Genomic DNA, 26843 nt, shown 5'->3' with positions numbered 1-26843 from the left:
CCGGCCATGTCCGTCCGTGAGTTCGTCGTCCTCGGCACCGCGAGCCAGGTCCCGACCCGGCACCGCAACCACAACGGCTACCTGCTCCGCTGGGACGGCGAGGGCATCCTGTTCGACCCCGGCGAGGGCACCCAGCGGCAGATGCTGCGCGCCGGGGTCGCCGCCCACGACCTCGACCGGATCTGCGTCACGCACTTCCACGGCGACCACTCCCTCGGCCTGGCCGGAGTGATCCAGCGGATCAACCTCGACCAGGTGCCGCACGAGGTGACCGCGCACTACCCGCGCTCCGGCCAGCGCTTCTTCGACCGGCTGCGGTATGCGACCGCCTACCGGGAGACGGTCCGCCTCACCGAGGCCCCGGTCGCCGCCGACGGCGTGCTCGCCGCGACGCCGTCGTACACGCTGGAGGCCCGGAGGCTGTCGCACCCCGTCGAGTCCTACGGCTACCGGCTGACCGAGCCCGACGGCCGCCGGATGCTGCCCGCCGCCCTCGCCGCGCACGGCATCGCGGGCCCGGGCGTCGGCCGCCTCCAGCGCGAGGGCCGGCTCGGGGACGTGACGCTGGCGGACGTCAGCGAGGTGCGGCGCGGGCAGCGGTTCGCGTTCGTCATGGACACCCGGCTGTGCGACGGCGTGCACGCCCTCGCCGAGGGCTGCGACCTGCTCGTCATCGAGTCCACGTTCCTCGACGAGGACGCGGCGCTGGCGGCGGACCACGGCCATCTGACGGCCGGCCAGGCGGCGGCCGCGGCACGCGACGCCGGGGTGCGGCACCTCGTCCTCACCCACTTCAGCCAGCGCTACTCCGACCCGGCGGAGTTCGAACGGCAGGCACGGGCCGCAGGGTTCGAGGGCGAGCTGACCGTGGCCTACGACCTGCTGCGGGTGCCGGTTCCGAAACGGAGATAAACCCCCCGTACGATGCTTTGATGCCCCTCCCCAAAGCAGAACTGCACCTGCATATCGAAGGCACACTGGAGCCCGAGCTGGCGTTCGAGCTGGCCGCCCGCAACGGTGTCGAACTGCCCTACGCCGACACCGAACAGCTCCGCGAGGCATACCGGTTCGAGGATCTGCAGTCCTTCCTGAACCTGTACTACGAGCTGATGGCCGTGCTGCGCACCGAGCAGGACTTCGCGGACCTGGCCGACGCCTACCTCGCCCGCGCCGCCGCGCAGGGCGTCCGCCACGCGGAGATCTTCTTCGACCCGCAGGCCCACCTCGCCCGGGGACTGGACATGGGCACCGTCGTGGAGGGGCTGTGGCGGGCGCTCGGCCGCAGCGAGGAGAACCACGGCGTCTCCACCCGGCTGATCATGTGCTTCCTGCGCGACGAGTCCGCCGAGTCGGCGCTCGCGACCCTGGACGCGGCCAGGCCCTACCTGGACCGGATCACCGGCGTCGGCCTCGACTCCGCCGAGGTCGGCCACCCGCCGGTGAAGTTCCGCGAGGTGTACGAGGCCGCCGCCGCGCTCGGGCTGCGCCGGGTGGCGCACGCCGGTGAGGAGGGACCGCCGGAGTACATCACCGAGGCCCTGGACGTGCTCGGCGTGGAGCGCGTCGACCACGGCCTGCGCTGCCTGGAGGACCCCGCGCTGGTCGAGCGGCTGGTCCGGGACCGGATTCCGCTGACCCTGTGCCCGCTGTCCAACGTCCGGCTGCGCGCGGTGGACGTGCTCGCCGAGCACCCGCTGCCCGCCATGCTGGACGCCGGGCTGCGGTGCACGGTCAACTCCGACGACCCGGCCTACTTCGGCGGGTACGCGGGCGACAACTTCGACGCGGTGCGCTCGGCGCTGGGCCTCGGCGACGAGCGGCTCAGGGAACTGGCCCGCAACTCCTTCCTCGCCTCCTTCCTGGAGGACGACGAGGAGCGCCGGGCCCGCTACCTGGCCGAGGTGGAGGCGTACGAGTTCGGATAGGCGGTGCCGTACGCCCCCTGCGCGGCCGGGGCCGGAGCCTCCACGGGGATCTCCACGACCGGGATCTCGGACACGGGGCTCTCCACGACCGGGATCTCCACCACGGGGATCTTGGCCACCGGCAGCGGCTGCCGGCCCGCGCGCAGGGCCACCGCCGTCATCGGCACCGCGATCGCCAGCAGGCCGGCGGCCAGGACCCGGCCCATGACCGGGAAGCCCGCCCCGGCCGCCAGCACGCTCCCGGTCAGCGGGCCCGCCGCGGTGCCCAGCGAAGCCGCCGAGCCAACCAGCACCGCCCAGCGGCCCCGCGGGTCCAGGGAGGCGGCCAGGCCGATGACGTACGACAGCACGACCGGGTAGAGCAGGTTCCAGGAGATCTCGCCCGCCGCGAAGGCCGGCAGGCCGGTCGCCGAGGCGCTGAGCACGATGCAGCCCGCGATGAGGGCCGTGCCCGCGCCGATCGGCACGGCCCGGCCGAGGCGCGGTCCGAGCGCCCCGGCGCCCAGCACGCCGACCAGCCCGGCGCCGAGCGCGACGGCGAACACCGCGCCGACGGTGACCTCGGTCAGGTGGGCCTGGCCGAGCCCGATGCGTCCGCTGACGCCCCAGAGCGCGTTCTGCGCCAGCGACCAGCAGGGCATGGCCGCCGCGAGCAGCAGCCCGGCCCGCCGGTGGGGCAGCCGGGCGCCGCCGCCCGCCGGGCGGCGGGCCGGGGCCGTGGCGCCGGGCAGCCGCCCGGTGAGCGGCCACACCGCGAGCGCGGTCAGCGCGATCGCGGCGAGCGGCAGGCCGTGGCCGGGGCCGAGGTGGGGGATCGTCAGATAGAGCACGCCGGCGAGCGCGGAGACGCCGAGCAGGCCGAATGTGGTGGTCCGGTGCGGGTCACGCTGGGCCGCGATGCCGCCGGCGGCGACCGCCGTGACCGTGCCGGAGCCGAAGCCGCCGAGGAGCACGCCCACGACGACGGCCGGCACGACCCCGCTGAGCGCGGCCCCGCCGTAGCCGAGGGCGGCGAGCGTGAGCCCGAGCCGGGCCAGGCCGCGGGCGCCGGCCCGTTCGACCCGGGAGGCCAGCAGGAAGCCGGCGGCCGCCGAACTCAGCAGCAGGGCACTGCCGACCGCCCCGGCCTCGGTGGTGGTGAGCGGAAGCCCGGTGTCCAGCCGGCCGACCGTGGTCGGCAGCAGATACGGGGCGAGGTACCCGGCCGTGAAAAGGGCGACGAGGGGCCAGGGCATGGAGCGGGGGGCGGACACGGGCGTTCCCAGGGCAGGCGGAGGAGCGGCTCGAGAGCCGGGGGAGAGGGGAGGGCGACGGCCGTCGACGGACGGGAACGCGCGAGCAAGTTGTATCAAGCACGCGGTTCCAGATGAAGATCGGCAGGTGTGATCTGGATCACTGCTGTGTTTGGTCCGGACGATCGCGGGTAGCAGCTTGCATTTTCCTCGCGCCGGACGGCCCTGCCACCGCCCTGCCGTCGCCCGACTCTCCGCGGCGCCATTGACGGCTCTCTGTTCGTGTATCTAGCCTCTGTTCTCATACATGGACGACGTTCACAAGGGGAGATGTCTGGTGAGTGGCGACCGAAGCCCGCGGCACGTGGCGCGGCGACTGCGGGAGGGCATGGCGCGCGGCGTGCTGTCGTTCCCGCTCACCGCCTTCCACGACGACGGCACCCTCGACCCGGACGGCTGTCGCGCGCACCTGGCGGCCCGGCTCGCCGCCGGGCCGGGAGCCGTCTTCCCGGCCTGCGGCACCGGGGAGTTCTTCTCCCTCGACGAGGAGGAGTACCGGCAGGTCGTCACCATCGCCGTCGAGGAGGCGCGGGGCCGGGTGCCCGTGGTCGCCGGCACCGGGTACGGCTGGGCCCAGGCCGCCCGGTTCGCGCGGATCGCCGAGGAGGCCGGCGCCGACGCCCTGCTCGTGCTGCCGCACTACCTCGTCGCCGCGCCGCAGGAGGGCCTCGCCGTCCAGCTCGAGCAGCTCGCGGCCCGCACCCGGCTGCCGGTCGTCGCCTACCAGCGCGGCCAGGTCGCCTACACCGCGGCCACGCTGCGCCGCATCGCGCGCGTCCCGAACGTCATCGGCCTGAAGGACGGCCACAGCGACCTCGACCGCCTCCAGCGCCTGACCCTCGCCGCCCCGGAGGACTTCCTGTTCTTCAACGGCGCCGCCACGGCCGAGATGCAGGCCCGCGCCTACGCCACCGTCGGCGTACCGGCCTACTCCTCGGCGGTGCACGCCTTCGCCCCCGAGATCGCCGGCGCGTTCTTCGCCGCGCTGCGGGACGAGGACCACGCCACGACCGGGAGACTGCTGCGCGACTTCTACGTCCCGCTGGTCGAACTCCGCGACCGCGTCCCCGGTTACCCGGTGTCCCTGGTGAAGGCGGCGGCCCGGCTGCGCGGGGAGCGCGTCGGCCCGGTCCGGGCCCCGCTCACCGACCCCGCGCCCGCCGACCTCGCCGAGCTGAGGACCCTGCTCGCCGCCGGACTCGCTCTGGTGGGAGCCTCCTTGTGACCCCCGGCGGGATGCACGCCGACGCCGACTGCCCCGGAACCGGCCGGTCGCCCGGCCACTGGGCGCCCGGCCATCTATGTGAACGCCCGCCTCGCGCTGGACGCCCCCGCGGGTGAGAGCCGCACGAGGGGCGCCGTGGACGCCGGCGGGCCCCGCCGGTGAGGCGCCGGCGCTGACGCCGCAGCCGGTACGGAGTGGCCGTGGCCCTGGCGGGAAGTGGTGCACACTGGCCAGATCCGCACCAGCTCAGGGAGCGCACCGTGACTCCGTCCAGCACGATCGCCGGAGAGGAACCCGAACACCTCACACAGGCAGCGCGCTGCCAGGCCCAGGTCGACCCGCTCGCCGCGCTCCGTGCACCCGGCGACCCGCCCTGGGACGTGTACCTCACGGGCACCGTCTTCCTCGACATCGTCTTCACCGGCCTGGACTCGGCGCCCGTGCGCGGCACCGAGTCCTGGGCCCGGGGGATGGGCTCCAGTCCCGGCGGGGTCGCCAACATGGCCACCGCGCTCGCCCGGCTCGGCCTGCGGACCTCGCTGGCCGCCGCGTTCGGCGACGACCACTACGGCGAGTACTGCTGGGATGCCCTCGCCCGGGGCGAGGGCATCGACCTCGCGCCCTCCCGCAGCGTGCCCGGCTGGCACTCGCCGGTCACCGTCTCCATGGCGTACGAGGGCGAGCGGACGATGGTCTCCCACGGCCACGAACCGCCCCCCGAGGAACCCGCCCCGGACTTCCCGCCGCGCGCGCGGGCCGCCGTCGCCTCGCTGGCCCCGGGCAAGCGCTCCCCCTGGATCGCGGAGGCCGCCCGCGCGGGCACCCGGATCTTCGCCGACGTCGGCTGGGACGAGACCGGGGCCTGGGACCTGGCCGGGCTCCCCGATCTCGGGCACTGCGAGGCGTTCCTGCCCAACGCGGCGGAGGCGATGCGGTACACCGGGGCCGACTGCCCGCGCGCGGCCGCGCACGCGCTGACCGAGTACGTCCCCGTGGCCGTCGTCACCCTCGGCTCGGACGGGGCGTACGCCGTGGACCGCCGCACGGGGGAGTCGGCGGAGGTGCCGGCGATCGCCGTGGAGGCGCTCGACCCCACCGGGGCCGGGGACGTGTTTGTGGCCGGGTTCGTCACGGGGACCCTGGCGGGCTGGCCGCTCGCCGACCGGCTCGCGCTCGCCGGGCTCACCGCGGCGCTGTCCGTGCAGGAGTTCGGGGGCTCGCTGTCGGCGCCCGGGTGGTCCGAGATCGGGGCCTGGTGGCGCCGCGTCCAGTCGGTGCCGGGCCAGGACCCGGAGGCGCTGCGCCGCTACGGCTTCCTGGAGGGGCTGGTGCCCGAGGAACTGGACCGGCCCTGGCCGCTGCGACGGGCGGTGCCGACGATCGGGTTCGGCCGTTCGGCGTGACGGCGCGGGACTACGGCCCACACCCCGCCCCGGTCTGACCGCGGTCGGCGCGGGCTCGTGCGGGCGGCGCGGCCGCGAGGACGTCCGGCCGCCGCGGATCCGCCGCCCCGCCGCCGCGGATCCGCTTCCGCTCCGGGCCCGCCGAAGGCGCCGCCCGCTCATGGAAAAGCCCTACGGCGTTGTCGGTGGCCCGTCGTACTCTTGACAGTGCGAGGCCGCCCTCAGCTACGCGGCCGTGACGAGGAGGAACCGCAGGCCTTAAGCGCCGGCCCATGACTCAGACACCCCATGCTCACATCCCCGCGCGGGAGCAGGCGAGAGCGCAGCTCACCGTCCCCGCCCAGCACCCCATGGTGACCGTGCTGGGCTCCGGCGACTCCCTCCTGCGCGTGATCGAGAAGGCCTTCCCGGCGGCCGACATACACGTCCGGGGCAATGAGATCAGCGCGGTCGGCGATCCCGCGGACGTCGCCCTGATCTCACGCGTGTTCGACGAGATGATGCTGGTGCTCCGCACCGGGCAGCCGATGACGGAGGACGCAGTGGAACGCTCGATCGCCATGCTCAAGGCGAGCGAGAACGGGACGAGCGACGGCCCGGAGACCCCGGCCGAGGTGCTGACGCAGAACATCCTGTCCTCGCGGGGCCGCACGATCCGGCCCAAGACGCTCAACCAGAAGCGGTACGTCGACGCGATCGACAAGCACACGATCGTCTTCGGCATCGGCCCCGCCGGTACCGGCAAGACCTACCTGGCCATGGCCAAGGCGGTCCAGGCCCTGCAGTCCAAGCAGGTCAACCGGATCATCCTGACCCGCCCGGCGGTGGAGGCGGGCGAGCGGCTCGGCTTCCTGCCCGGCACGCTGTACGAGAAGATCGACCCCTACCTGCGCCCGCTGTACGACGCGCTGCACGACATGCTCGACCCGGACTCGATCCCGCGCCTGATGGCCGCCGGGACCATCGAGGTGGCTCCGCTGGCGTACATGCGCGGCCGTACGCTCAACGACGCCTTCATCATCCTGGACGAGGCCCAGAACACCTCGCCCGAGCAGATGAAGATGTTCCTCACCCGGCTCGGCTTCGACTCGAAGATCGTGATCACCGGTGACGTCACCCAGGTCGACCTGCCGAACGGGACCAAGAGCGGTCTGCGGCAGGTGCAGGAGATCCTGGAGGGCGTCGAGGACGTCCACTTCTCCCGGCTGTCGTCCCAGGATGTCGTCCGGCACAAGCTGGTGGGCCGTATCGTCGACGCGTACGAGATGTACGACAGCAAGCACGGCACCGAGAACGGCACCCACCAGGGCGGCCGTGGCAGGACCGGCGCCAAGGGTCCCAAGGGGAAGTAGACCAGCACGCCCATGTCGATCGACGTCAACAACGAGTCCGGAACCGAGGTCGACGAGCAGGCGATCCTCGACATCGCCCGCTACGCCCTCGCACGGATGCGCATCCACCCGCTCTCCGAGCTCTCGGTGATCGTCGTGGACGCCGACGCCATGGAGCAGCTGCACATCCAGTGGATGGACCTGCCCGGGCCCACCGATGTCATGTCGTTCCCGATGGACGAGCTGCGGCCGCCGTCGAAGGACGACGACGAGCCGCCGCAGGGGCTGCTCGGCGACATCGTGCTGTGCCCGGAGGTCGCCAAGAAGCAGGGCGAGGAAGCGCCGACGCGGCACTCCATGGACGAGGAGCTGCAGTTGCTCACCGTCCACGGCGTGCTGCACCTGCTCGGGTACGACCACGAGGAACCCGACGAGAAGGCCGAGATGTTCGGGCTGCAGGCCGCCATCGTCGACGGGTGGCGGTCCGAGCGGGGTCTGACCGGGCCGTCCCCGGCGCCGACCGTCTCGTAGGCGGGCCGGTCAACGCATGAATCCGCAGATCGTGACCGGCGCGATCGCGCTGGTCGTCGTCGCCTGGCTGGCCGCCTGCGCCGAGGCGGGCATCGCGCGCGTCTCCAGCTTCCGGGCCGAGGAGGCCGTGAAGTCCGGCCGGCGCGGCAGCGCCCGGCTGGCCCAGGTCGCCGCCGACCCCACCCGCTACCTGAACGTGGCCCTGCTGGTCCGCGTCGCCTGCGAGATGGCGGCCGCGGCCCTGGTGACCTACGCCTGCCTGCAGGAGTTCACCGCCACCTGGCAGGCCCTGCTGATCGCCATCGGCGTCATGGTGCTGGTGTCGTACGTCGCCGTCGGCGTCTCCCCGCGCACCATCGGCCGCCAGCACCCGCTGAACACCGCGACGGCGGCCGCCTACGTGCTGCTGCCGCTGGCCCGCGTCATGGGCCCCGTCCCGTCGCTGCTGATCCTCATCGGCAACGCGCTCACCCCCGGCAAGGGCTTCCGCCGCGGCCCCTTCGCCTCCGAGGCGGAGCTGCGCGCGATGGTGGACCTCGCCGAGCAGGAGTCGCTGATCGAGGACGACGAGCGCCGCATGGTGCACTCGGTCTTCGAACTCGGCGACACCCTGGTGCGCGAGGTGATGGTGCCGCGCACCGACCTGGTGGTCATCGAGCGCTACAAGACCATCCGGCAGGCGCTCACCCTCGCCCTGCGCTCCGGCTTCTCGCGCATCCCGGTCACCGGCGAGAGCGAGGACGACATCGTCGGCATCGTGTACCTGAAGGACCTGGTCCGCAAGACGCACATCAGCCGCGATGCCGAGAACGACCTGGTGTCCACCGCGATGCGCCCGGCCGTCTTCGTCCCCGACACCAAGAACGCGGGCGACCTGCTGCGCGAGATGCAGAAGGAGCGCAACCACGTCGCCGTGGTCATCGACGAGTACGGCGGCACCGCCGGGATCGTCACCATCGAGGACATCCTGGAGGAGATCGTCGGCGAGATCACCGACGAGTACGACCGGGAGATCCCGCCCGTGGAGGACCTCGGCGACGACCGCCACCGCGTCACCGCGCGCCTGGACATCACCGACCTCGGCGAGCTGTACGGCCTGGAGGAGTACGACGACGAGGACGTGGAGACCGTCGGCGGGCTGCTCGCCAAGGCGCTCGGCCGGGTCCCCATCGCCGGCGCGTCCGCCGTGGTCGAACTGCCCGACGAGCGCAGGCTGCGGCTGACCGCCGAAGCGGCGGCCGGACGCCGGAACAAGATCGTGACGGTGCTGGTGGAGCCGGCCGGCAAGCCCGCCGAGGAGGAGACGCCCGAGTGACCCCGAAGGAGCTGCGCGCCTTCTGCCTGTCCTTCGACGCGGTCGTGGAGGACTTCCCCTTCAACCCGGAGACCTCCGTCTTCAAGGTCCTCGGCAAGATGTTCGCCCTGACGAACCTGGGCGCGCGGCCCCTGACGGTGAACCTCAAGTGCGCCCCGGAGGACGCGGTGCGGCTGCGGGCGGAGCACGAGGGCCTGATCGTCCCCGGCCGGCACATGAACAAGCGCCACTGGAACACCGTGACCGTCGACGCCGGCCTCCCGGACCGGCAGGTCCGGGAGATGGTCGAGGACTCCTACGACCTCGTCGTCGCCGGGCTGCCGAGGGCGGAGCGGCTGCGGCTGGACCGGCCGTAATTGCGTGTCGGTGCCGGCGGGGGCCGTGCCAGAATCCGGCGCATGGACGTTCGATACCCGCGCCCGCTGCGCCCCGGTGACCGTATCGGTGTGACCTCTCCGTCCAGCGGGGTGCCCGAGCGGCTGCGCGGCCGGCTCGACGTGGCGGTACGCGACCTTCAGGCGCGCGGGTACGAGGTCGTCGTCGGCCGGTGCATGGACGGCTCGACCCACATCAGCGCCCCGGCCGCCGAACGCGCCGCCGAGCTGACCGGGATGCTGACCGACCCCACGATCCGGGCCGTGGTGCCCCCGTGGGGCGGTGAGACCGCCGTCGACCTGCTGCACCTGCTCGACTTCGAGGCCATCGGGCGGGCCGAGCCGACCTGGGTCGCCGGCTGGTCGGACATCTCCACGATCATCACCCCGCTGACCCTGCTCACCGGCGTCGCCACCGTGCACGGCAACAACCTCATGGACACCCCGTACCGGACGCCCGAGGGCCTGCTGTCCTGGCTGGACGTCATGACCGCCGCGCCGGGCGAGCCGCTCGCGCAGACCCCGCCCGGCCGCCACCGCAGCACCGGCTGGGACGACTACGCGCTCCACCCGGAGGTCCGCGACCTCACCCTGGACACGGCCGGCGGCTGGACCAGGCTGGACGGCACCGGCGACGTGGACGTCGAGGGCCGGCTGATCGGCGGCTGCATCGAGACCCTGGTCAACGTCGCGGGCACGCGCCTGCTGGACACGCGGGCCTTCGCGGAGGGCGACGATCTGCTCGTCTACGTCGAGGCGTGCGAGGACAACGCCTTCACCATCTGCCGCAACCTGCACGGCATGCGGCTCGCCGGGTTCTTCGACCGTGCCGCCGCCGTCCTCGTCGGCCGCACCAAGGCCCCCGACGCCCCCACCCTCAGTCAGACCGAGGCGGTCCTCGACGCCCTCGGCCCGCTCGGGGTGCCGATCGTCGCCGACGTCGAGTGCGGGCACGTGCCGCCCTACCTGGCGCTGGTGAACGGCGCGCGCGGCCGTGTGGTGCACACGGCCGCGCGGAGCGAGATCGTTCAGACCCTGGACTGACCCCGGCGCAGGCCGAGTCCGACGAGGACGGCGGCGCTCAGCACGATCGCCGCGTCCAGCGCGAGCACCGTGTGGACGCCGGACAGCAGGTCGCCGGAGGTGGTGGCCAGCACGCCCAGCAGGGGGATGCCGACGGTGATGCCCACCTGCTGGGTGGAGGTCACCAGGCCGGTGGCCAGCCCCTGTTCCCCGTCCGGGACGCCCGAGGTGACCGTGAGGCCGTAGGAGATGATCGCGCCCAGGTGGCACATGCTCGCCAGGGACACGGCCGCGGCGGCCGGCCACACCGACCAGGTGTGGGCGTTCAGCGGCAGCAGGGCGGCGACCAGCGCGCCCTGCCCGGCCAGCGAGCCGACCAGCGTGCGGCGGGCGCCGAAGCGGCCGATGACCCGGGGGGCCAGGGTGCCGGCGACGGCCGACAGCGCGCCCTGGAAGCCGAAGACCAGGCCCGTCTCGAAGGCCGACAGACGCAGCGTCTCCTGCAGGTACAGGGTCAGCACGAGGACCACCGTCGACATCATCGAGAAGGTGACCAGACCGCCCACGTTGCCCCACGCCACCGTGCGGCGGCGCAGCATGGGCAGGGAGACCAGCGGGGAGGCCGAGCGGGACTCCACCGCCGTGAACACGGCCAGCAGGAGCAGGCCGGCGACCAGCGCGGCGATGACGTCGGCGCGGCCGAAGCCGCGGTCGGCGGCCGTGGACAGGGCGTAGATCAGCGACAGCAGGCCGGCGGTGACGGTGACCGCGCCGGGCACGTCGAGACGCGGGCGGTCCGGGGTGCGTGACTCGGGCAGCAGACCCGGCGCCAGCGGCAGCACGGTCAGCGCGAACACGGTGAGCAGGGCCATGGTGGAGCGCCAGCCCAGCGCGTCGGTCAGGACGCCGCCCGCCACCATGCCGACCGTGAAGCCCAGCGACAGCAGCGTGCCGGAGATGCCGAGGGCGCGGTCGCGGGCCGGGCCCTCCGGGAAGGTGGTGGTGAGCAAGGACATGCCCGTGGGCACGATCGCCGCCGCGCCGAGGCCCTGCAGCGCCCGCCCGGTGAGGAAGGACACCGGGTCCCAGGCCAGGGTCGCCAGCAGGGAGGCCGCGCCGAACAGGGCCAGGCCGGCGATGAACAGCTTCCGGCGGCCGTACAGGTCGCCGACGCGGCCGAACAGCAGCAGGAAGCCGCCGGAGGGCAGCGCGAACGCGGTGACCGCCCACTGCAGCGCGGAGCGGCTCAGCCCGAGGTCCGCGCCCAGCTCCGGCAGGGCCACGTTCAGCACGGAGAAGTCCAGCGCGACCATGAACTGGGCCGCGCACAGCACGAAGAGGACCAGCTTGTCCCGCGTCGACAGCCGGGGCGTGCCGAGCGGCTCGCCGGGGGCCGGGGCCGGGGCGGGGGCCGGGGTGGTGGTCTGAGTGGTGGTGTCGAACGCCATGGACAGAGCTTGTGGCGAGCGGAATACGCGTGGGGAGTCGGAACTTATGGTGGTGGTGGCACCACCAGACACCACGGGGGAGGAGCGGTACGTGACCGCTGCGGAGGCGACACGCAGTCAACGGCGGGACGAGCTGCGGGAGTTCCTGATGAGCCGGCGGGCCCGGGTGAGCCCCGAGGAGGCCGGACTGCCGGGCGGCGGCGGCCGGCGCCGGACGCCCGGACTGCGCCGGGAGGAGGTCGCCGTGCTGGCCGGGGTGGGCGCGTCCTGGTACCAGTGGCTCGAACAGGGGCGGGACATCTCCGTCTCGCCGCAGGTCCTCGACGCCGTGGCGCGGGTGCTGCGGCTCAGCGACGCCGAACGCCGGCACCTGTACCTGCTGGCCGGGATGAACCCGCCGGCACCCCAAGTGGCGCCGGAGAAGCGGGACATGTGCGAGGGGCTGCGCCGGCTGATCGACACCTGGATGCCCTACCCGGCGCACATCATGGACTCGTACTACAACTGCGTGATGTACAACGACGCGGCGGCGCTCGTCCTCGGCATGCGGCCGGACACCACCCAGAACTGCCTCGTCGACTTCTTCGTCGATCCGCTGTACCGGTCGCGCAGCAGGAGCTGGGAGCGCAACGCGCGCACGGTCGTGGCCCAGTTCCGGGCCGCCTGCGCGGCCCGGCCGGACGACGAGGGGTTCCAGGCGGTGCTCGCCGAGGCGTCGGCGCGCAGCCCCGAGTTCGTGGCGCTGTGGGCCGAGCGGGACATCGAGGATCAGGGGCAGGTACGCAAGGAGCTGACCCACCCGCTGGCCGGGCTGCTGGTCGTGGAGTCGACGGTGCTGAAGGTGCCGGCCCGGCCCGACCTGATGATCGTGCTGCACACCCCGCTGGACGAGGAGGACACCGCGGCGAAGCTGGAGTGGCTGGCGTCCCCCGAGGGACGGCGGGACGCCATGCACCCCGTGGCGGGGTGAGCCCGCGGTGGCTTCGTATGCTCTGGGCATGACCGACAGCAACGCGCTTGACCCCGAGGACCGCAAGATCGTCACGCTGGCCCGTTCCGTGCGCGCCCGCAACGGTGTGCCCGAGGGGGCCGCCGTACGCGACGAGACCGGGCGCACCTACGCCGCCGGGTCGGTGGACCTGCCCTCGCTGCGGCTGAGCGCCCTGCAGACCGCCGTCGCCATGGCGGTCGCCTCGGGCGCGCGGTCGCTGGAGGCGGCGGCCGTGGTGAGCGAGGCCGAGGAGGTCGCGCCGCAGGACCGGGCCGCCGTGGCCGACCTCGGCGGCGACGCGACGCCGGTGCTGCTCGCCGGCCCCGACGGGGAAGTGCGGCGGACGGCCCAGGCGGGCACCGGCCGGTAGCGGGCCGGGCGGCTGCCCGTCAGAGGGCGTCGGGGCCGCGTTCGCCGGTGCGCACCCGTACGACGGTCTCCACGGGCAGCGCCCAGACCTTGCCGTCCCCGATCCTGCCCGTGCGCGCGGCCGCGACGACCGCGTCGATCACGGCGTCGGCGACCGCGTCCTCCACCACGACCTCGATGCGCACCTTCGGCACCAGGTCGACCCGGTACTCGGCGCCCCGGTAGACCTCGGTGTGGCCGTGCTGCCGGCCGTACCCGCTCGCCTCGCTGACCGTCAGACCGTGCACCCCCAGCTCCTGCAGGGCGGTCTTGACCTCCTCCAGACGGAACGGCTTGACGATCGCGGTGATGAGCTTCATGCCTGGCTCTCGACCTTCCGGGTGGGGTCCTGCTGGGCGGCGACGAGGGAGTGTCCGACCGGGGCGCCGTGGCCCAGGACCCCGTGATCGTAAGCCGTCTCGGCGTGCACCGTGAGGTCGAGCCCGGTGTGCTCCTGCTCCTCGCCGGCCCGGAAGCCCAGCACCCGGTCGATCACCTTGCCGAGGCCGTACGTCACCGCGAAGGCGTACGCGCCGACGACGGCCACGGCCAGCGACTGCCTGCCCAGCGGCACCAGTCCGCCGCCGTAGAACAGCCCCTCGGCGCCGCCGGTCATCGCCCGCTCGGCGAACAGGCCGATCAGCAGGGTGCCGATGACACCGCCGACCAGGTGGACGCCGACGACGTCCAGCGAGTCGTCGTAGTTCAGACGGAACTTCCAGCTCACCGCGTAGGAGCAGACGACGCCGGCGGCCAGGCCCACCACCAGCGCGCCCAGCAGGGAGACGGTGCCGCAGGACGGCGTGATCGCGACCAGACCGGCCACCGCGCCGGAGGCCGCGCCCAGCGTGGTCGGGTGGCCGTCGCGCCGTTGCTCGACGAAGAGCCAGCCGAGCAGGCCGGTGCAGCCGGCCGCGAGCGTGTTGAGGAAGGCCGCCGCGGCGAGGCCGTTCGCGCCGAGCGCGGAGCCGGCGTTGAAGCCGAACCAGCCGAACCAGAGCAGGCCGGCGCCGAGGACCACCATGGGCAGGTTGTGCGGGCGCATGGCGTCCTTCCTGAAGCCGAGCCGGGGCCCGAGCACCAGGCACAGGGCGAGTCCGGAGGCGCCGGAGGTGATCTCCACGGGCATGCCGCCGGCGAAGTCGAGCGCCCCGAGCCGGTCCGCGATCCAGCCGCCCGGGCCCCACACCCAGTGCGCCACGGGGACGTACACGAGCAGCGCCCAGACCGGGACGAACACCAGCCAGGCCGAGAACTTCGTGCGGTCCGCGACCGCGCCGCTGATCAGGGCCGCGGTGATGATCGCGAAGGTGAGCTGGAAGGTGGCGAAGAGCAGGGTGGGCACGCTGCCGTGGACGCTGCCCGGGCCGATCCCGCTCATGCCGGAGTGGCCCAGGCCGCCGATCAGCCCGCCGAGGACGTCGTCCCCGAAGGCGAGGGAGTACCCGGCCGCCAGCCAGACCACCGTCACCAGGGCGATCGACACGAAGCTCATCATCAGCATGTTCAGGACGCTCTTCGTGCGCACCATGCCGCCGTAGAAGAGGGCCAGGCCCGGGGTCATCAGCAGGACGAGGGCGGTGGCGGCGAGGAGCCAGGCGGTGTCGCCGGTGTCGACGTGGGCTGCGGCGAGGGTCACGGGCGTCTCCAGCGGTGTGGGGGCTCGTCAGAGGGTCACCGGCCGGGATTTCCGGTTGCGTACGGGTGTGTTTCCGTGACGTTTCGTTGCGGGGCGGTTTCGTCGGGCTCACATCGAGAGCCCGTGGCGGCCGTTGGTACGGCGCGGTCCCGTGGATCAGGGACAATGAACGCCATGAGCGTTCGTACCCAGTCATCCGAGCCGTCGGGCGAGGCCGCCCACCGCGCCGGCTTCGCCTGCTTCGTGGGCCGCCCCAACGCGGGCAAGTCCACCCTCACGAACGCTCTGGTCGGGCAGAAGGTGGCGATCACCGCCAACCAGCCGCAGACCACGCGGCACACGGTGCGCGGGATCGTGCACCGCCCCGACGCCCAGCTCATCCTGGTTGACACCCCGGGCCTGCACAAGCCGCGCACCCTGCTCGGCGAGCGGCTCAACGACGTCGTGCGCACGACGTGGGCCGAGGTCGACGTGATCGGCTTCTGCCTGCCCGCGAACGAGAAGATCGGTCCCGGCGACCGCTTCATCGCCAAGGAACTGGCCGGCATCCGCAAGTCCCCGAAGGTCGCCATCGTCACCAAGACGGACCTGGTCGACTCCAAGACCCTCGCCGAGCAGCTCATCGCGATCGACCAGCTCGGCAAGGAGCTGGGCATCGAGTGGGCGCAGATCGTCCCGGTGTCGGCGACCGCGAACAAGCAGGTCGACCTGCTGGCGGACCTGCTGATCCCGATGCTGCCCGAGGGTCCGGCCCTCTACCCCGAGGGCGACCTCACCGACGAGCCCGAGCAGGTCATGATCGCGGAACTCATCCGCGAGGCGGCCCTTGAGGGCGTCCGCGACGAGCTGCCGCACTCCATCGCCGTGGTCGTGGAGGAGATGCTGCCGCGCGAGGACCGCCCGGCCGACAAGCCGCTGCTGGACATCCACGCCAACGTCTACATCGAGCGCCCCAGCCAGAAGGGCATCATCATCGGCCCCAAGGGCAAGCGGCTGAAGGACGTCGGCATCAAGTCCCGCAAGCAGATCGAGGCGCTGCTCGGCACGCCGGTCTTCCTGGACCTGCACGTCAAGGTGGCCAAGGACTGGCAGCGGGACCCGAAGCAGCTCCGCCGCCTGGGGTTCTGAGGCGGCCGGCAGGCCCCGCCGCCGCCCGGCAGGCCCCGCCGCCGCCCGGCGGGCGCCGCTCACTCGACCCCCCTGATCCGCCCCACCAGCACCGCCCCCGCCAGCCCGATCACGGCCGCCACTAGGTACAGCACCCGGTAGCCGCCCAGGTACGTCACGATCGGCGCGGCGAGGGCGGGCGCCGCGACCTGCGGCAGGGCGTTGGCCACGTTGATCACGCCCAGGTCCTTGCCGCGGTCCAGCGCCCTCGGCAGCACGTCCGTCATCAGGGCGAAGTCGACCGAGGTGAACACCCCGAAGCCGACCCCGAGGACCGCGGCCGCGACGACCGCGCCCGGCCAGGTCTGCCAGCCGGCGAGGGCCGCCGTCGCCACCGCCATCAGCACGCCCGACCAGATCACGAACGGCTTGCGGCGCCCCGAGCGGTCCGACCACACGCCGCCCACCACGACCGTGGCGAGCAGGGTCGCACCGTTCACGGCCGTCAGGACCAGCACGCCCCGGCCGGGATCGCCGTAGTGGAGGCGGTCGCGCAGGTAGTACAGCAGGTACAGCAGGACCAGCGCGTTGCTGAGGTTGATCAGGAAGCGGGTCAGCCAGGCCCAGCCCAGGTCCCGGTGGCGGCGCGGGCTGAGCCAGAAGCCCGCCAGGAAGGCCCGCCAGGACCAGGCCGGCCGGTCCGCCCGGGCCAGCCGCAGATCCTCGTACCGCAGCACGTACGGTCCCACGCCCACCAGCGTGAACACCGCGCACGCCGTGTACCCGGCCGCGGTGCCGCCCGCCGCCGTGGCCAGGCCCGTGCCCCCGACCACCCCCAGGATCTGCGCCGCGCCCAGCCAGCCGCCCACCGCGCCCCGCCGGCCGCGCGGCACCCGGTCCGGGACGGCCGCCGTCACCGCCGCGAAGGCCGCGTTCAGGGTGAGCTGGGCCAGGCACCAGCCCAGCGCCATCGTCCCCACCCCGTCCGCGGCCGCGAGCAGCAGCAGGGACAGCGCCCCGCCCGCCGCACCGGCCACGATCCACGGGGTGCGGCGGCCCCAGCGGGCGGTGGTGCGGTCGGACAGGGCGCCGAAGAGCGGGTTCGCGAGCAGCGAGACGACCGCGCCGGCTCCGGTCACCCAGGCCAGGACCGTCTCCTTCTCCATCCCGGCGGCGGGCGCGAAGTCCCTCGCCTGAGAGGCCAGCAGGATCTGCAGCGGGCCGAACCAGCCCACCCAGATCGCCCCGTTGGCCAGCGCCAGCGCCGCCGTCCAGCCCCGGCGGACCGGTTCGACGGGCTCGGCCAGGGCGGCCGAGGCGGCGGCGGTCATCTCTGGGCCCGCAGCACGTCCCTGAACCAGCGGTAGGACGCCTTGGGGGTGCGCTCCAGCGTCGCCTGGTCGACGTGCACCAGGCCGAAGCGGCGCGCGTACCCCTCCGCCCACTCGAAGTTGTCCATCAGGGACCAGACGAAGTAGCCGCGCACGTCGACGCCCGCCTCGAGCGCCGTGTGCAGGGCGCGGATGTGGGCGTCCAGGTAGGCGATGCGCTCCTGGTCGTCGACGCCCTCGTAGGAGCAGCCGTTCTCGGTGATGACGACCGGCGGGAGCCGGTCGCCGTACCGGTCGCGGAAGCCGGTCAGCAGCTCGGTCAGGCCCTCGGGGACGACCGGCCAGCCGAAGTCCGTCACCGGGCGGCCCTCGATCGGCCTCACCGAGAAGGGGAGTTCGGCGGGCAGACCGACCCCGCCGAACTCGGTGGCGGTGCCCTGCGGGGCGCTCACCCGGGACGGGGCGTAGTAGTTGACGCCGTACCAGTCGAGCGGCGCGGAGATGACCGACAGGTCGGACGCCACGTCTCCCGGCATCAGCTCGCCGACGCCCTCCGGGTACGCGCCCAGCAGGACCGGCTCGGCGAACAGCCGGTTCAGCAGCAGGTCGTAGAAGCCCGCCGCCTCCTGGTCGGCCGGGTCGCCGGAGGCGGGCCAGGTGGGGCCGTGGGAGTTGGCGATGCCGACGTCCGCGGCGCCGGCCGCGCGCAGGGCCCCCACCGCGAGCCCGTGGGCGAGCAGTTGGTGGTGGGCCGCGGGCAGCGCGTCGAACAGCAGCCGCCGGCCGGGGGCGTGCACGCCGAGGGCGTGGCCCAGCAGGGTGTGCTCGGCCGGCTCGTTGAGCGTGATCCACTTGCCGACCCGGTCGCCGAGCCGTCCGGCGACCGTGGACACGTACTCGGCGAACCGGGCCGCCGTGTCCCGTTCCAGCCAGTCCAGGCCGGCGGGCAGGTCCCAGTGGAAGAGGGTGGGCACGGGCCGCACGCCCGCCGCGCACAGCTCGTCCACCAGCCGGTCGTAGAAGTCGAGGCCACCGGGGGAGTTCACCCGGGGCCACGACACGGAGAAGCGGTACGCGTCCACGCCGAGACCGGCGAGCAGCGCCACGTCCTCCCGGTAGCGGTGGTAGTGGTCACAGGCCACCGCCGCCGTCGAACCGTCCTTCACCCGTCCCGGCGTGGCCGTGAACACGTCCCACACGGACGGCTCCCGTATGTCGGCCGCCCCCTCGATCTGGTGGGCCGAGGTGGACACGCCCCACAGGAAGCCGGCCGGGAAGCGGGGGATCGCCTTGCCTGCGTCAGTCGCCATGGCCCGGATCATCCGTACCGTCGGTAACGGAAGTCAACGCCCCTGCGGGAACCGGCGCCCGCCGGCCCTAGGCCCCCTCCTTCAGCACCCTCGTGATCAACTCCCTCTGCTCCTCGGTGAGTCGGGGGTCGGCCGCGTGGACCGTGCGGCCGTCGACCGTGATCTCGTAGGCGAAGCCGTCCGGGACCCCCGCCGGTGGCGTCGAACCGCCGGAGGCCAGGACGCGTTCGGCCAGGGCCTGCCACTCCTGGGCGTCGGGCCGGGCCGAGGTGTCCACCTCGGCCCGGCGCTCGATGCCCGCGAATCCGCCTGTGCGCCGTACCTGAATACGCATGGGAGCCTGTCTAGTACGGAACTACAGCGTCCGCACCCCGACCTGCTCCCAGGCCTTCTGCACGGCCTCCAGTTCGTCGCCGGCGCCGTACCGCTCGCGCGCCGCCTTCACGGTCAGTTTGGCGAAGTCGGCGAACTGGGCCTGCTGCTGGAGCTCGCCGCCGGTCAGCACGTCGTACCAGACCTGCCCCGCCTTCTCCCAGGAGTGGCCGCCCATGGCGGTGGCGACCAGGTAGAACGCGTGGTTCGGGATGCCGGAGTTGATGTGCACGCCGCCGTTGTCGCGGCCGGTGCGCACGTAGTGCTCCATGGTCGCCGGCTGCGGGTCCTTACCGAGGTTCGGGTCGTCGTACGCCGTGCCCGGCGCCTTCATCGAGCGCAGGGCCGTGCCGTGCACACCCGGGGCGAGCAGTCCGGCGCCGATCAGCCAGTCGGCCTCGGCGGCGGTCTGGCCGAGGCTGTACTGCTTGATCAGCGAGCCGAAGACGTCGGACAGCGACTCGTTGAGCGCGCCGGGCTGGCCGAAGTAGGTGAGGTTGGCGGTGTGCTGGGTGACGCCGTGGGTCAGCTCGTGGCCGATGACGTCGACCGGGATGGTGAAGTCCAGGAAGATCTCGCCGTCCCCGTCGCCGAACACCATCTGCTCGCCGTTCCAGAAGGCGTTGTCGTAGTCGGTGCCGAAGTGCACGCTGGCGTCAAGCGGCAGGCCCGCGCCGTCGATGGAGTCGCGGCCGTACGCCTTCTGGTACAGGTCGAAGGTGGCGCCGAGACCCGCGTAGGCGCGGTTCACCGAGGCGTCCGCGCCCGGCTCGGAGCCCTCCTCGCGGACCTTGGTGCCGGGCAGGTCCTGCCGGTGGCGGGCGTCGTAGACGGTGCGGTGCGGGCGGCCGGCGGCGGCGCCGGCCGGCTGGGCGACGGCGGGCGCGCCGAGCACCGTGGTCAGGCGGCGCTTGGTGCGCTGGTAGGCGTCGTGCTCCAGGGACCGGCGGGCGGGACCGGAGAGCGCCAAGTCGCCGGATCGCGCGAGCCGGTCGAGGACGTGCGGCGGGACGATCGTGCAGAAGACGGGCTCGAAGCCCCCGTTGGTGGTCATACTCGGCACCATCGCACTGCGTGACATGACTGTCACTACTCGCAACCATGATTGGTGAAATACCCGGACATCCGTCGTCGCGCTGCGTCACGGGGTGGTAAGCGATCGTGACCCCGGAGTGAGATTGCACGCTTTTCGTCCGATTGGTCCCGGCGGTCCCGCATACTGGGACAGGCCCGCGCATCCGGTGCGGCTCGGCTAGGCTGCGGAGCATCATGCGTTTCGGGCTGCTTCTCCTTAGCTGCCGCGGCGAGGGCCTGTAGAGGCCGACTCCCTCCCCGCGGAGCTCTGGCGTTGCGTCGTCGGCCGTCCACTCGGACATCCGGACACCCTGAGGAGCCCACGCATCATGGCCAACCGCCAGCAGCCCAGTTCCATGCCGATCCACAAGTACGGCCGGTACGAGCAGGTCGACATCCCGGACCGCACCTGGCCCGGCAAGCGTGTCACCGTCGCCCCCCGCTGGCTCTCCACCGACCTGCGCGACGGCAACCAGGCCCTGATCGACCCCATGTCCCCCGAGCGCAAGCGCCGCATGTTCGACCAGCTGGTGGCGATGGGCTACAAGGAGATCGAGGTCGGCTTCCCCGCCTCCGGCCAGACCGACTTCGACTTCGTACGCTCGATCATCGAGGAAGAGGGCGCGATCCCCGAGGACGTCACGATCTCCGTCCTGACCCAGGCCCGCGAGGACCTGATCGAGCGGACCGTGGAGTCCCTGAAGGGCGCCCGGCGGGCCACCGTCCACCTGTACAACGCGACCGCCCCGGTGTTCCGCCGGGTCGTCTTCCGCGGCTCCAAGGACGACATCAAGCAGATCGCCGTCGACGGCACCCGCCTGGTGATGGAGTACGCCGAGAAACTGCTGGGCCCCGAGACCGAGTTCGGCTACCAGTACTCCCCGGAGATCTTCACCGACACCGAACTGGACTTCGCGCTGGAGGTCTGCGAGGCGGTGATGGACGTCTACCAGCCCGGCCCGGGCCGCGAGATCATCCTCAACCTGCCCGCCACCGTGGAGCGTTCGACCCCGTCCACGCACGCCGACCGGTTCGAGTGGATGCACCGCAACCTGTCCAGGCGCGAGTACGTCTGCCTGTCCGTCCACCCGCACAACGACCGCGGCACGGCCGTGGCGGCCGCCGAACTGGCCGTGATGGCCGGCGCCGACCGCGTCGAGGGCTGCCTGTTCGGCCAGGGCGAGCGCACCGGCAACGTCGACCTGGTCACCCTGGGCATGAACCTGTTCTCGCAGGGGGTCGACCCGCAGATCGACTTCTCCGACATCGACGAGATCCGTCGCACGTGGGAGTACTGCAACCAGATGGAGGTCCACCCGCGCCACCCGTACGTGGGCGACCTGGTCTACACGTCCTTCTCCGGCTCCCACCAGGACGCCATCAAGAAGGGCTTCGACGCCATGGAGGCCGACGCGAAGGCCAAGGGCGTCAGCGTCGACGACATCGAGTGGGCGGTGCCGTACCTGCCGATCGACCCCAAGGACGTCGGCCGCTCCTACGAGGCCGTCATCCGGGTCAACTCGCAGTCCGGCAAGGGCGGCATCTCCTACGTCCTGAAGAACGACCACAAGCTGGACCTGCCGCGCCGCATGCAGATCGAGTTCTCCAGGCTCATCCAGGCCAAGACGGACGCCGAGGGCGGCGAGATCACGCCGAAGGACATCTGGGCCGTCTTCCAGGACGAGTACCTGCCGAACCCGCAGAACCCGTGGGGCCGCATCCAGGTCCGCACGGGCCAGTCGACCACGGACACCGACGGCGTGGACACGCTGACCGTGGAGGCGACCGTCGACGGCGAGGACACCGTCCTGACCGGCTCGGGCAACGGCCCGATCTCCGCCTTCTTCGACGCCCTGCAGTCCATCGGCGTCGACGTACGCCTGCTGGACTACCAGGAGCACACGATGAGCGAGGGCGCCTCCGCGCAGGCCGCCTCCTACATCGAGTGCGCGATCGGCGACAAGGTCCTGTGGGGCATCGGCATCGACGCGAACACGACGCGTGCGTCGCTGAAGGCCGTCGTCTCCGCGGTGAACCGCTCGGCCCGCTGACCCCTCTGACCGGGTCTTTCGGGGCCCCGGCCGCCGTACCGGGCGGCCGGGGCCCCGTCGTTTCCCGGCCATCGCGCGCACCAGGTCACGGAAAGGTCTCGTACGGGGTACTGACTCAGCCTCCGGGATGTGGCTAACATCACGCCAGCGCTGCGATGTTGCCGCGCGGTTACGGAGGTGCGACGTGCTGCCAGTACGGGGACGAGACGGCCGTGCCGCCAGGGCTGCGCGCATCCTGGGCACCCGCACCGCGTGGACACCCGTCGGCGACGGCGAGTTCTACTGCCCGGGCTGCGGGGGCGACCGCAACTACCAGCGGCTCTCCGGCCGCCGCCGCCTCACCCTGCTCGGAGTGCCGCTGCTGCCGCGCGGCGCCGCCGGACCCGTCGTGGAGTGCGCCGCCTGCGGCCACCACTACGGCACCGAGGTCCTCGACCACCCCACCACCCGCCGCTTCTCCGCGATGCTCCGCGACGCCGTGCACACCGTCGCCCTCGCCGTCCTCGCCGCGGGCGGCACCTCCTCCCGCACCGTCCTGGAGACGGCCGCCGGCACCGTCCGCGCCGCCGGCTTCCAGGACTGCACCGAGGACCGGCTGGCCGCCCTGGTCGAGGCGCTCGCCGCCGACACCGGCCGGGTCCTCGGCGGGCCGTGCGGCGCGAGCCTCGCCATAGAGCTGCACGAGGCCCTGGACCCGCTCGCCCCGCACCTCGCCCCGGCCGGCCGCGAGTCCCTGTTCCTCGACGCCGCCCGCATCGCCCTGGCCGACGGCCCCTACACCCCCGCCGAACGCGACGCGCTCACCACCGTCGGCGCGGCCCTCACCATCTGCGCCGAGGACGTCGGCAGGCTGCTGACGGCCGCCCGGACGCCGTCCTGACCCGCCCGGGCCCGCCACCGCGCTCCGGCCGGTGACCGCGGGCAGCATGGGGGCGTGACCCCGCTGAGCCGCGCCCTCGCCGCAGCCATCGCGCCCCACGGTCGGCGCGGCCCTCACCGTCTGCGCCGGACGTCGGCAGGCTGCCGGCGGCCGCCCGGACGCCGTCCTGACCCGCCCGGGCCCGCCACCGTGCCCGGGCCGGTGACCGCGGGGAGCATGGGGGTCGTGACCCCGCTGAGCCGCGCCCTCGCCGCAGCCGCCGCGCTCCTCGCCCCGCTCGCCGTCGTGCAGCCGGCCCGGCCCGCGTCCGGCTGCGCGTCCTCGGTGCCGTACACCGCGGGGGAGGGCGGCTACGACGCCTACCGCATCCCGGCCGCCGTCGTCACCCGGCGCGGAACCGTGCTGGCCTTCGCCGAGGGCCGGCACGACGGCGCGGGCGACAGCGGCGACATCGACGTCGTGCTGCGCCGCTCCGCCGACGGCGGCTGCACCTGGGGGAAGCTCACGGTGGTGGCCGCCGGGCAGGGCGACACCCGGGGCAACCCGGCCCCCGTCGTCGACCCGCGCACCGGCGCGGTCGTCCTCGTCACCTCGTTCAACGCCGGCTCGGCGACCGAGGCGCGGATCATGCGCGGCGAGGTCGCCCCCGGGCAGGGCCGCCGGGTGTTCGTGCAGCGCAGCCTGGACGACGGCCGCCGCTTCACGACCCCGCGGGACATCACGGCCGCGGTGAAGCCGCCGCGCTGGCGCTGGTTCGCGACCGGCCCCGGTCACGCCCTGGCCCTGACCCGCGGCCCCCACGCCGGCCGCCTGCTCGTGCCCGCCGACCACTCCACCGCGCCGCCGCCCGGCTCACCCGACACCGGCCAGGAGCCCCGGTACTACGGCGCCCACGCCCTCTACAGCGACGACGGCGGCCGCACCTGGCGGCTCGGCTTCACGGACGACGGCCACGACGGCGTGACCAACGCCAACGAGACCGGCGCCGCCCAGCTCCCGGACGGACGGCTGTACTTCTCCTCGCGCGACCAGCACGGCAGCGGACCCGGCCACCGCCTCGACGCCTTCTCCAGCGACGCGGGCGCGACCCTGGACGCCCCGTTCGCCGTGCAGAGCACGCTGGACGACGTCCCGGTGGTCCAGGGCAGCGTCCTGCAACCACCCGGCGCACACGCCGCCCCGTTGCTGTTCTCCGCGCCCTCCGTGCCCACCGCCCGCCGGGCGATGGCCCTGTGGCGCAGCACCGACGGCGGACGGACCTTCAGCAGGGCGCTCACCCTGTCCGGCCGGCCCGCCGCCTACTCCGACCTCGTCCCGCTCGGCGCGCACACGGCCGGGCTGCTGTACGAGACCGGCACGAACGGGCCGTACGAGAGGATCGAGTTCCGGCGGCTGCCGGCGCGGACGACGCGCTGACCGGCCGCCGGCCGCGTCAGCGGCGGTCGAAGGCCGCGCCCAGGGCGGCCTTCGCCGCGACCGTGCCCAGCGTGCCCGCGCCCAAGGAGACCGAGCCCTTGCCGGTCACCTGCGTGGCGGTCCCCGGGAGCGCCCACACCGAGCCGGCGCCCGCGTTCTCCCCCGGAGCCCCGGCGTACAGCTCCGCCCGGCCGTCGCCGGTGGTGTCGGCGAGCCGCACGGCCCCGCCGAACCGGTCGCCCTTCTCCCGGATCCTGCCGGAACACGACGACCGGCCGCAGCCGTCTCGCACACCCGGTCGAGACCCCCGTCGAAACCGGATGGTTGTACTGCCTCCATCGGGCGTTCACCGGGACCGCGGCCTGCCCGGCCACGACGGCGGCAACCACCTTGACTGCAACGGCAGTTGGCCATCCTTTGCCTCTTGTTGATCCGGACGGCACTGCTTGAGTCGACTCGAACAGGTGAGCATGGAAGATCGTTCACTGCCTTCGACGCTCTAGGCCGCCTGACGACCCAATCGGTGACCGGTGTCGGTGATCGGACGGTGCAGCACCGTGCGTACTCCGACCGAGCCGACGGCAACCAGATCGGACGTTTCATGTCGACCCGGACCGTGGACGCGATGAAGGCGCTCAGCAGGTTTGGCGAACTCGCCTGGTTCAAGCTGCCGACCGAATACAACGACGAGTACGGCTACCACCAGGTGGCCTACATGGGATGGCGCTACAAAGCTCCGAGGGAAGGCGTGGACCAGTTCGTCGAGGATGTCGTGAAGGATGTTCCCACTCAGCTCGCATGGGTGCTCGACCGGACGAGGAGAAACCGGATCCTGCTGCCGAATCGCGTTCTGCTCGAGACCGGCGGTCTCGGGAATCCGGCATTCGCTGACGTCGTTCACTCCGTGAACACGCGGGACCAGGAATTCTGTATAGCGTCCATTTCGGACCTCGCTCTCATCGTTCAGCATCTGCAACGGGTCCCGGTCCCGTAGGCAGGTCGGATCGAGGTGCGGGGCGCTCGTGCCTCCGCCTACAGCAGTCCCGCCCCCGTCAGCTGCTGGCTCACCCGGGTCACCTCGTCGCCCGACAGCTGTACCTGGGGTTCGGCCGTCGCCGGGCAGTCGATGACTCCGCGCAGGTGCAGGGCCGCCTTGAAGGCGCCCAGGGCCGAGGAGCTCGCGCCCATCCGGGCCGGGTCGCCGGCCGCGACGATGCCGAACAGGGCGCACAGCCGCTCCTGTTCGGCCCGGGCGCCCTCCCAGTCGCCCGCCCGGCACAGCCGGTAGAGCCGGACGTACCCGTGCGGGTCCACGTTGGCCAGCCCCGGCACCACCCCGTCGGCGCCCAGCGCCAGCGCGGCGTCCGCGATCAGCTCGGAGCCGGTCAGCACGCCGAACCCGGCGTGGGCGCGGGCCCCGGTGACGACCTCCCGGAACGCGGCCAGGTCCCCGCTGGAGTCCTTCAGGCCGGCCAGCACCCCGTCGGCGGCCAGACCCAGCACCAGCTCGGCGGGGAGTTTGGTGTGCACGGCGACCGGGATGTCGTAGGCGATCACCGGGACCGGGCTGGCGGCGGCGATCCGGCGGTAGTGGTGGACGATCTCGGCGGGGTGGGTGCGGGCGTAGAAGGGGGCGGTGACGACGACGGCCTGCGCCCCCGCCGCACTGACCTCCCGGACGTGCTCCAGGACGCGCGGAGTGGTCATGTCGATGGCCCCGGCGATGACGGGGAGCCGGCCGCCGGCGTGGTCCGCGACCGCCTCCACCACCTGCCGGCGCTGGCGGTCCGTCAGGAAGGCCGCCTCCGAGGTCGAACCGAGCACGAACAGCCCGTGCACCCCGCCCGCCACCAGGTGGTCCACCAGTCTCAGCAGCGAGGGCACGTCCACCTCGCGCTCGGGTGTGAGCGGGGTGCAGACGGGCGGGACGACACCGGTGAGCGGGGCGGGGAGGGTCATTCACGGCTCCTGGCGGGCTGGGTCGCGGACCGGCCGGTCCTCCTGCCCAGGATGGCGGCAGCGGCGGCGGTGTCCGTGCCGCGACGCGGCCGCGCGATCCGGCGTGGAGCGCGGGTCGTGCTCCGGAACGGCAGCGGCGGGCGCGGAACCGGCCCCCCCGGAACGGCGCCGAGGCCGCCCCGGAACCGCCCCGGAGCGGCGCCGAAGCCGCCCCAGAACCGCCCCGGAACGGCGCCGAGGCCGCCCCGGAACCGTCCCGGAGCAGCGTCGGCGAGTGCGCCACCGCCCGGCCGGAGGCGGTGCCTGACCTGCGGCGGGCGGCGCGGGGCCGGCGTCGTACGGCGGGCGGCGCCGCGGGCAGACTCCGGCCGAGTGTAGACACGCTGGGCCACCAGTGGCATGCGAAGAGTGAAATTGCCGGTGGCAGGGGAACCACCG

General features: G+C 73.2%; 26 protein-coding genes. 16 read left to right on the top strand and 10 right to left on the bottom strand.

What is annotated here, in order from left to right; all coding sequences use genetic code 11:
* Positions 1-6 precede the first annotated feature (6 nt).
* On the top strand, positions 7-912 hold the full coding sequence (locus tag TNCT1_RS15385; RefSeq protein ID WP_143632162.1) for a ribonuclease Z: 906 nt from the start codon (positions 7-9) through the stop codon (positions 910-912).
* Between the two features lie 20 nt (positions 913-932).
* Complete coding sequence (locus tag TNCT1_RS15380) at positions 933-1925, top strand: adenosine deaminase (RefSeq protein ID WP_174266305.1); 993 nt, start codon at positions 933-935, stop codon at positions 1923-1925.
* Here the strand turns inward: TNCT1_RS15380 and TNCT1_RS15375 are convergent.
* Positions 1889-3178 carry an MFS transporter gene (locus TNCT1_RS15375; RefSeq protein WP_143632159.1) on the bottom strand — a complete coding sequence of 430 codons (1290 nt, stop codon included), beginning with the start codon at positions 3176-3178 and terminating at the stop codon, positions 1889-1891. The two genes, TNCT1_RS15380 and TNCT1_RS15375, sit on opposite strands and share 37 nt — an antisense overlap.
* A gap of 316 nt (positions 3179-3494) precedes the next feature.
* On the opposite strand from TNCT1_RS15375, the gene TNCT1_RS15370 reads away from it, so the two are divergent.
* The 7 genes from TNCT1_RS15370 (at position 3495) to TNCT1_RS15340 (ending at position 10440) form a co-directional block, all read left to right on the top strand.
* Positions 3495-4442 carry a 5-dehydro-4-deoxyglucarate dehydratase gene (locus TNCT1_RS15370; RefSeq protein WP_268894171.1) on the top strand — a complete coding sequence of 316 codons (948 nt, stop codon included), beginning with the start codon at positions 3495-3497 and terminating at the stop codon, positions 4440-4442.
* A 278-nt stretch (positions 4443-4720) separates the two neighbouring features.
* Positions 4721-5845: a carbohydrate kinase family protein gene (locus tag TNCT1_RS15365; protein ID WP_174266322.1), complete on the top strand. Its 1125-nt coding sequence runs from the start codon at positions 4721-4723 to the stop codon at positions 5843-5845.
* Positions 5846-6117: 272 nt separating this feature from the next.
* Positions 6118-7197, top strand: coding sequence for a PhoH family protein (locus tag TNCT1_RS15360; RefSeq protein ID WP_143632151.1), 1080 nt, complete (start codon positions 6118-6120; stop codon positions 7195-7197).
* A 12-nt stretch (positions 7198-7209) separates the two neighbouring features.
* Positions 7210-7707: an rRNA maturation RNase YbeY gene (gene ybeY / locus TNCT1_RS15355; RefSeq protein WP_143632148.1), complete on the top strand. Its 498-nt coding sequence runs from the start codon at positions 7210-7212 to the stop codon at positions 7705-7707.
* Between the two features lie 16 nt (positions 7708-7723).
* Positions 7724-9022: a hemolysin family protein gene (locus tag TNCT1_RS15350; RefSeq protein ID WP_143632145.1), complete on the top strand. Its 1299-nt coding sequence runs from the start codon at positions 7724-7726 to the stop codon at positions 9020-9022.
* The gene (locus TNCT1_RS15345) at positions 9019-9378 is read left to right on the top strand and encodes an MmcQ/YjbR family DNA-binding protein (RefSeq protein ID WP_143632141.1); all 360 of its coding nucleotides are present in this window, start codon (positions 9019-9021) and stop codon (positions 9376-9378) included. The genes TNCT1_RS15350 and TNCT1_RS15345 overlap by 4 nt, the downstream gene beginning before the upstream one ends.
* A gap of 42 nt (positions 9379-9420) precedes the next feature.
* Positions 9421-10440 (top strand): S66 peptidase family protein, encoded by a 1020-nt coding sequence (locus tag TNCT1_RS15340; RefSeq protein ID WP_143632139.1) that lies wholly within the window; start codon positions 9421-9423, stop codon positions 10438-10440.
* On the opposite strand, the gene TNCT1_RS15335 is transcribed toward TNCT1_RS15340, so the two are convergent.
* Complete coding sequence (locus tag TNCT1_RS15335; protein WP_143632137.1) at positions 10425-11867, bottom strand: MFS transporter; 1443 nt, start codon at positions 11865-11867, stop codon at positions 10425-10427. The two genes, TNCT1_RS15340 and TNCT1_RS15335, sit on opposite strands and share 16 nt — an antisense overlap.
* 148 nt (positions 11868-12015) lie before the next feature.
* Here TNCT1_RS15335 and TNCT1_RS15330 point away from each other — a divergent pair, with 148 nt between their 5' ends.
* Both TNCT1_RS15330 and TNCT1_RS15325 read left to right on the top strand, forming a co-directional pair.
* Positions 12016-12837: a helix-turn-helix transcriptional regulator gene (locus TNCT1_RS15330; protein WP_235902623.1), complete on the top strand. Its 822-nt coding sequence runs from the start codon at positions 12016-12018 to the stop codon at positions 12835-12837.
* Positions 12838-12865: 28 nt separating this feature from the next.
* Positions 12866-13228 carry a cytidine deaminase gene (locus TNCT1_RS15325; protein WP_143632133.1) on the top strand — a complete coding sequence of 121 codons (363 nt, stop codon included), beginning with the start codon at positions 12866-12868 and terminating at the stop codon, positions 13226-13228.
* Positions 13229-13247: 19 nt separating this feature from the next.
* On the opposite strand, the gene TNCT1_RS15320 is transcribed toward TNCT1_RS15325, so the two are convergent.
* Together TNCT1_RS15320 and TNCT1_RS15315 are read right to left on the bottom strand one after the other, a co-directional pair.
* Complete coding sequence (locus TNCT1_RS15320) at positions 13248-13586, bottom strand: P-II family nitrogen regulator (protein ID WP_143632131.1); 339 nt, start codon at positions 13584-13586, stop codon at positions 13248-13250.
* Positions 13583-14905, bottom strand: coding sequence for an ammonium transporter (locus TNCT1_RS15315; RefSeq protein WP_143632129.1), 1323 nt, complete (start codon positions 14903-14905; stop codon positions 13583-13585). Before TNCT1_RS15315 ends, TNCT1_RS15320 begins: the two co-directional genes overlap by 4 nt.
* A 174-nt stretch (positions 14906-15079) precedes the next feature.
* Between TNCT1_RS15315 and era the strand changes: the two genes are divergently transcribed.
* The gene (gene era / locus TNCT1_RS15310) at positions 15080-16033 is read left to right on the top strand and encodes a GTPase Era (protein WP_174266304.1); all 954 of its coding nucleotides are present in this window, start codon (positions 15080-15082) and stop codon (positions 16031-16033) included.
* Positions 16034-16092: 59 nt separating this feature from the next.
* Here the strand turns inward: era and TNCT1_RS15305 are convergent, their stop codons facing one another.
* From TNCT1_RS15305 to TNCT1_RS15290, 4 genes are all read right to left on the bottom strand, one after another.
* Positions 16093-17343, bottom strand: coding sequence for an MFS transporter (locus tag TNCT1_RS15305; protein WP_143632125.1), 1251 nt, complete (start codon positions 17341-17343; stop codon positions 16093-16095).
* Positions 17340-18653, bottom strand: a complete 1314-nt coding sequence (locus tag TNCT1_RS15300; RefSeq protein ID WP_143632123.1) for a GH1 family beta-glucosidase — start codon at positions 18651-18653, stop codon at positions 17340-17342. The genes TNCT1_RS15305 and TNCT1_RS15300 overlap by 4 nt, the downstream gene beginning before the upstream one ends.
* Positions 18654-18720: 67 nt before the next feature.
* A complete protein-coding gene (locus TNCT1_RS15295) occupies positions 18721-18987 on the bottom strand; it encodes a protealysin inhibitor emfourin (RefSeq protein WP_143632121.1) in 267 nt (88 codons plus the stop codon).
* A 21-nt stretch (positions 18988-19008) separates the two neighbouring features.
* The gene (locus TNCT1_RS15290; RefSeq protein WP_143632119.1) at positions 19009-20079 is read right to left on the bottom strand and encodes a M4 family metallopeptidase; all 1071 of its coding nucleotides are present in this window, start codon (positions 20077-20079) and stop codon (positions 19009-19011) included.
* A 349-nt stretch (positions 20080-20428) separates the two neighbouring features.
* Between TNCT1_RS15290 and leuA the strand changes: the two genes are divergently transcribed.
* The 3 genes from leuA (at position 20429) to TNCT1_RS15270 (ending at position 24446) form a co-directional block, all read left to right on the top strand.
* Positions 20429-22150, top strand: a complete 1722-nt coding sequence (gene leuA / locus TNCT1_RS15280; RefSeq protein ID WP_143632117.1) for a 2-isopropylmalate synthase — start codon at positions 20429-20431, stop codon at positions 22148-22150.
* Between the two features lie 184 nt (positions 22151-22334).
* Positions 22335-23030 (top strand): TerB family tellurite resistance protein, encoded by a 696-nt coding sequence (locus TNCT1_RS15275; RefSeq protein ID WP_143632115.1) that lies wholly within the window; start codon positions 22335-22337, stop codon positions 23028-23030.
* 225 nt (positions 23031-23255) lie between these two features.
* Positions 23256-24446: an exo-alpha-sialidase gene (locus TNCT1_RS15270; protein WP_143632113.1), complete on the top strand. Its 1191-nt coding sequence runs from the start codon at positions 23256-23258 to the stop codon at positions 24444-24446.
* 16 nt (positions 24447-24462) lie between these two features.
* Here the strand turns inward: TNCT1_RS15270 and TNCT1_RS15265 are convergent, their stop codons facing one another.
* Positions 24463-24738 (bottom strand): FG-GAP repeat protein, encoded by a 276-nt coding sequence (locus TNCT1_RS15265; protein WP_373920475.1) that lies wholly within the window; start codon positions 24736-24738, stop codon positions 24463-24465.
* 231 nt (positions 24739-24969) lie between these two features.
* Here TNCT1_RS15265 and TNCT1_RS15260 point away from each other — a divergent pair, with 231 nt between their 5' ends.
* Positions 24970-25440: a hypothetical protein gene (locus TNCT1_RS15260; protein WP_143632109.1), complete on the top strand. Its 471-nt coding sequence runs from the start codon at positions 24970-24972 to the stop codon at positions 25438-25440.
* Positions 25441-25478: 38 nt separating this feature from the next.
* Here the strand turns inward: TNCT1_RS15260 and TNCT1_RS15255 are convergent, their stop codons facing one another.
* The gene (locus tag TNCT1_RS15255; RefSeq protein WP_143632107.1) at positions 25479-26405 is read right to left on the bottom strand and encodes a dihydrodipicolinate synthase family protein; all 927 of its coding nucleotides are present in this window, start codon (positions 26403-26405) and stop codon (positions 25479-25481) included.
* Positions 26406-26843 lie beyond the last annotated feature (438 nt).

It is taken from the genome of Streptomyces sp. 1-11 (assembly GCF_007176755.1).
Taxonomy (GTDB): Bacteria; Actinomycetota; Actinomycetes; order Streptomycetales; family Streptomycetaceae; genus Streptomyces.
Note: the sequence above shows the minus strand (reverse complement) of the source record. Positions and strands in the feature narration are given on the sequence as shown.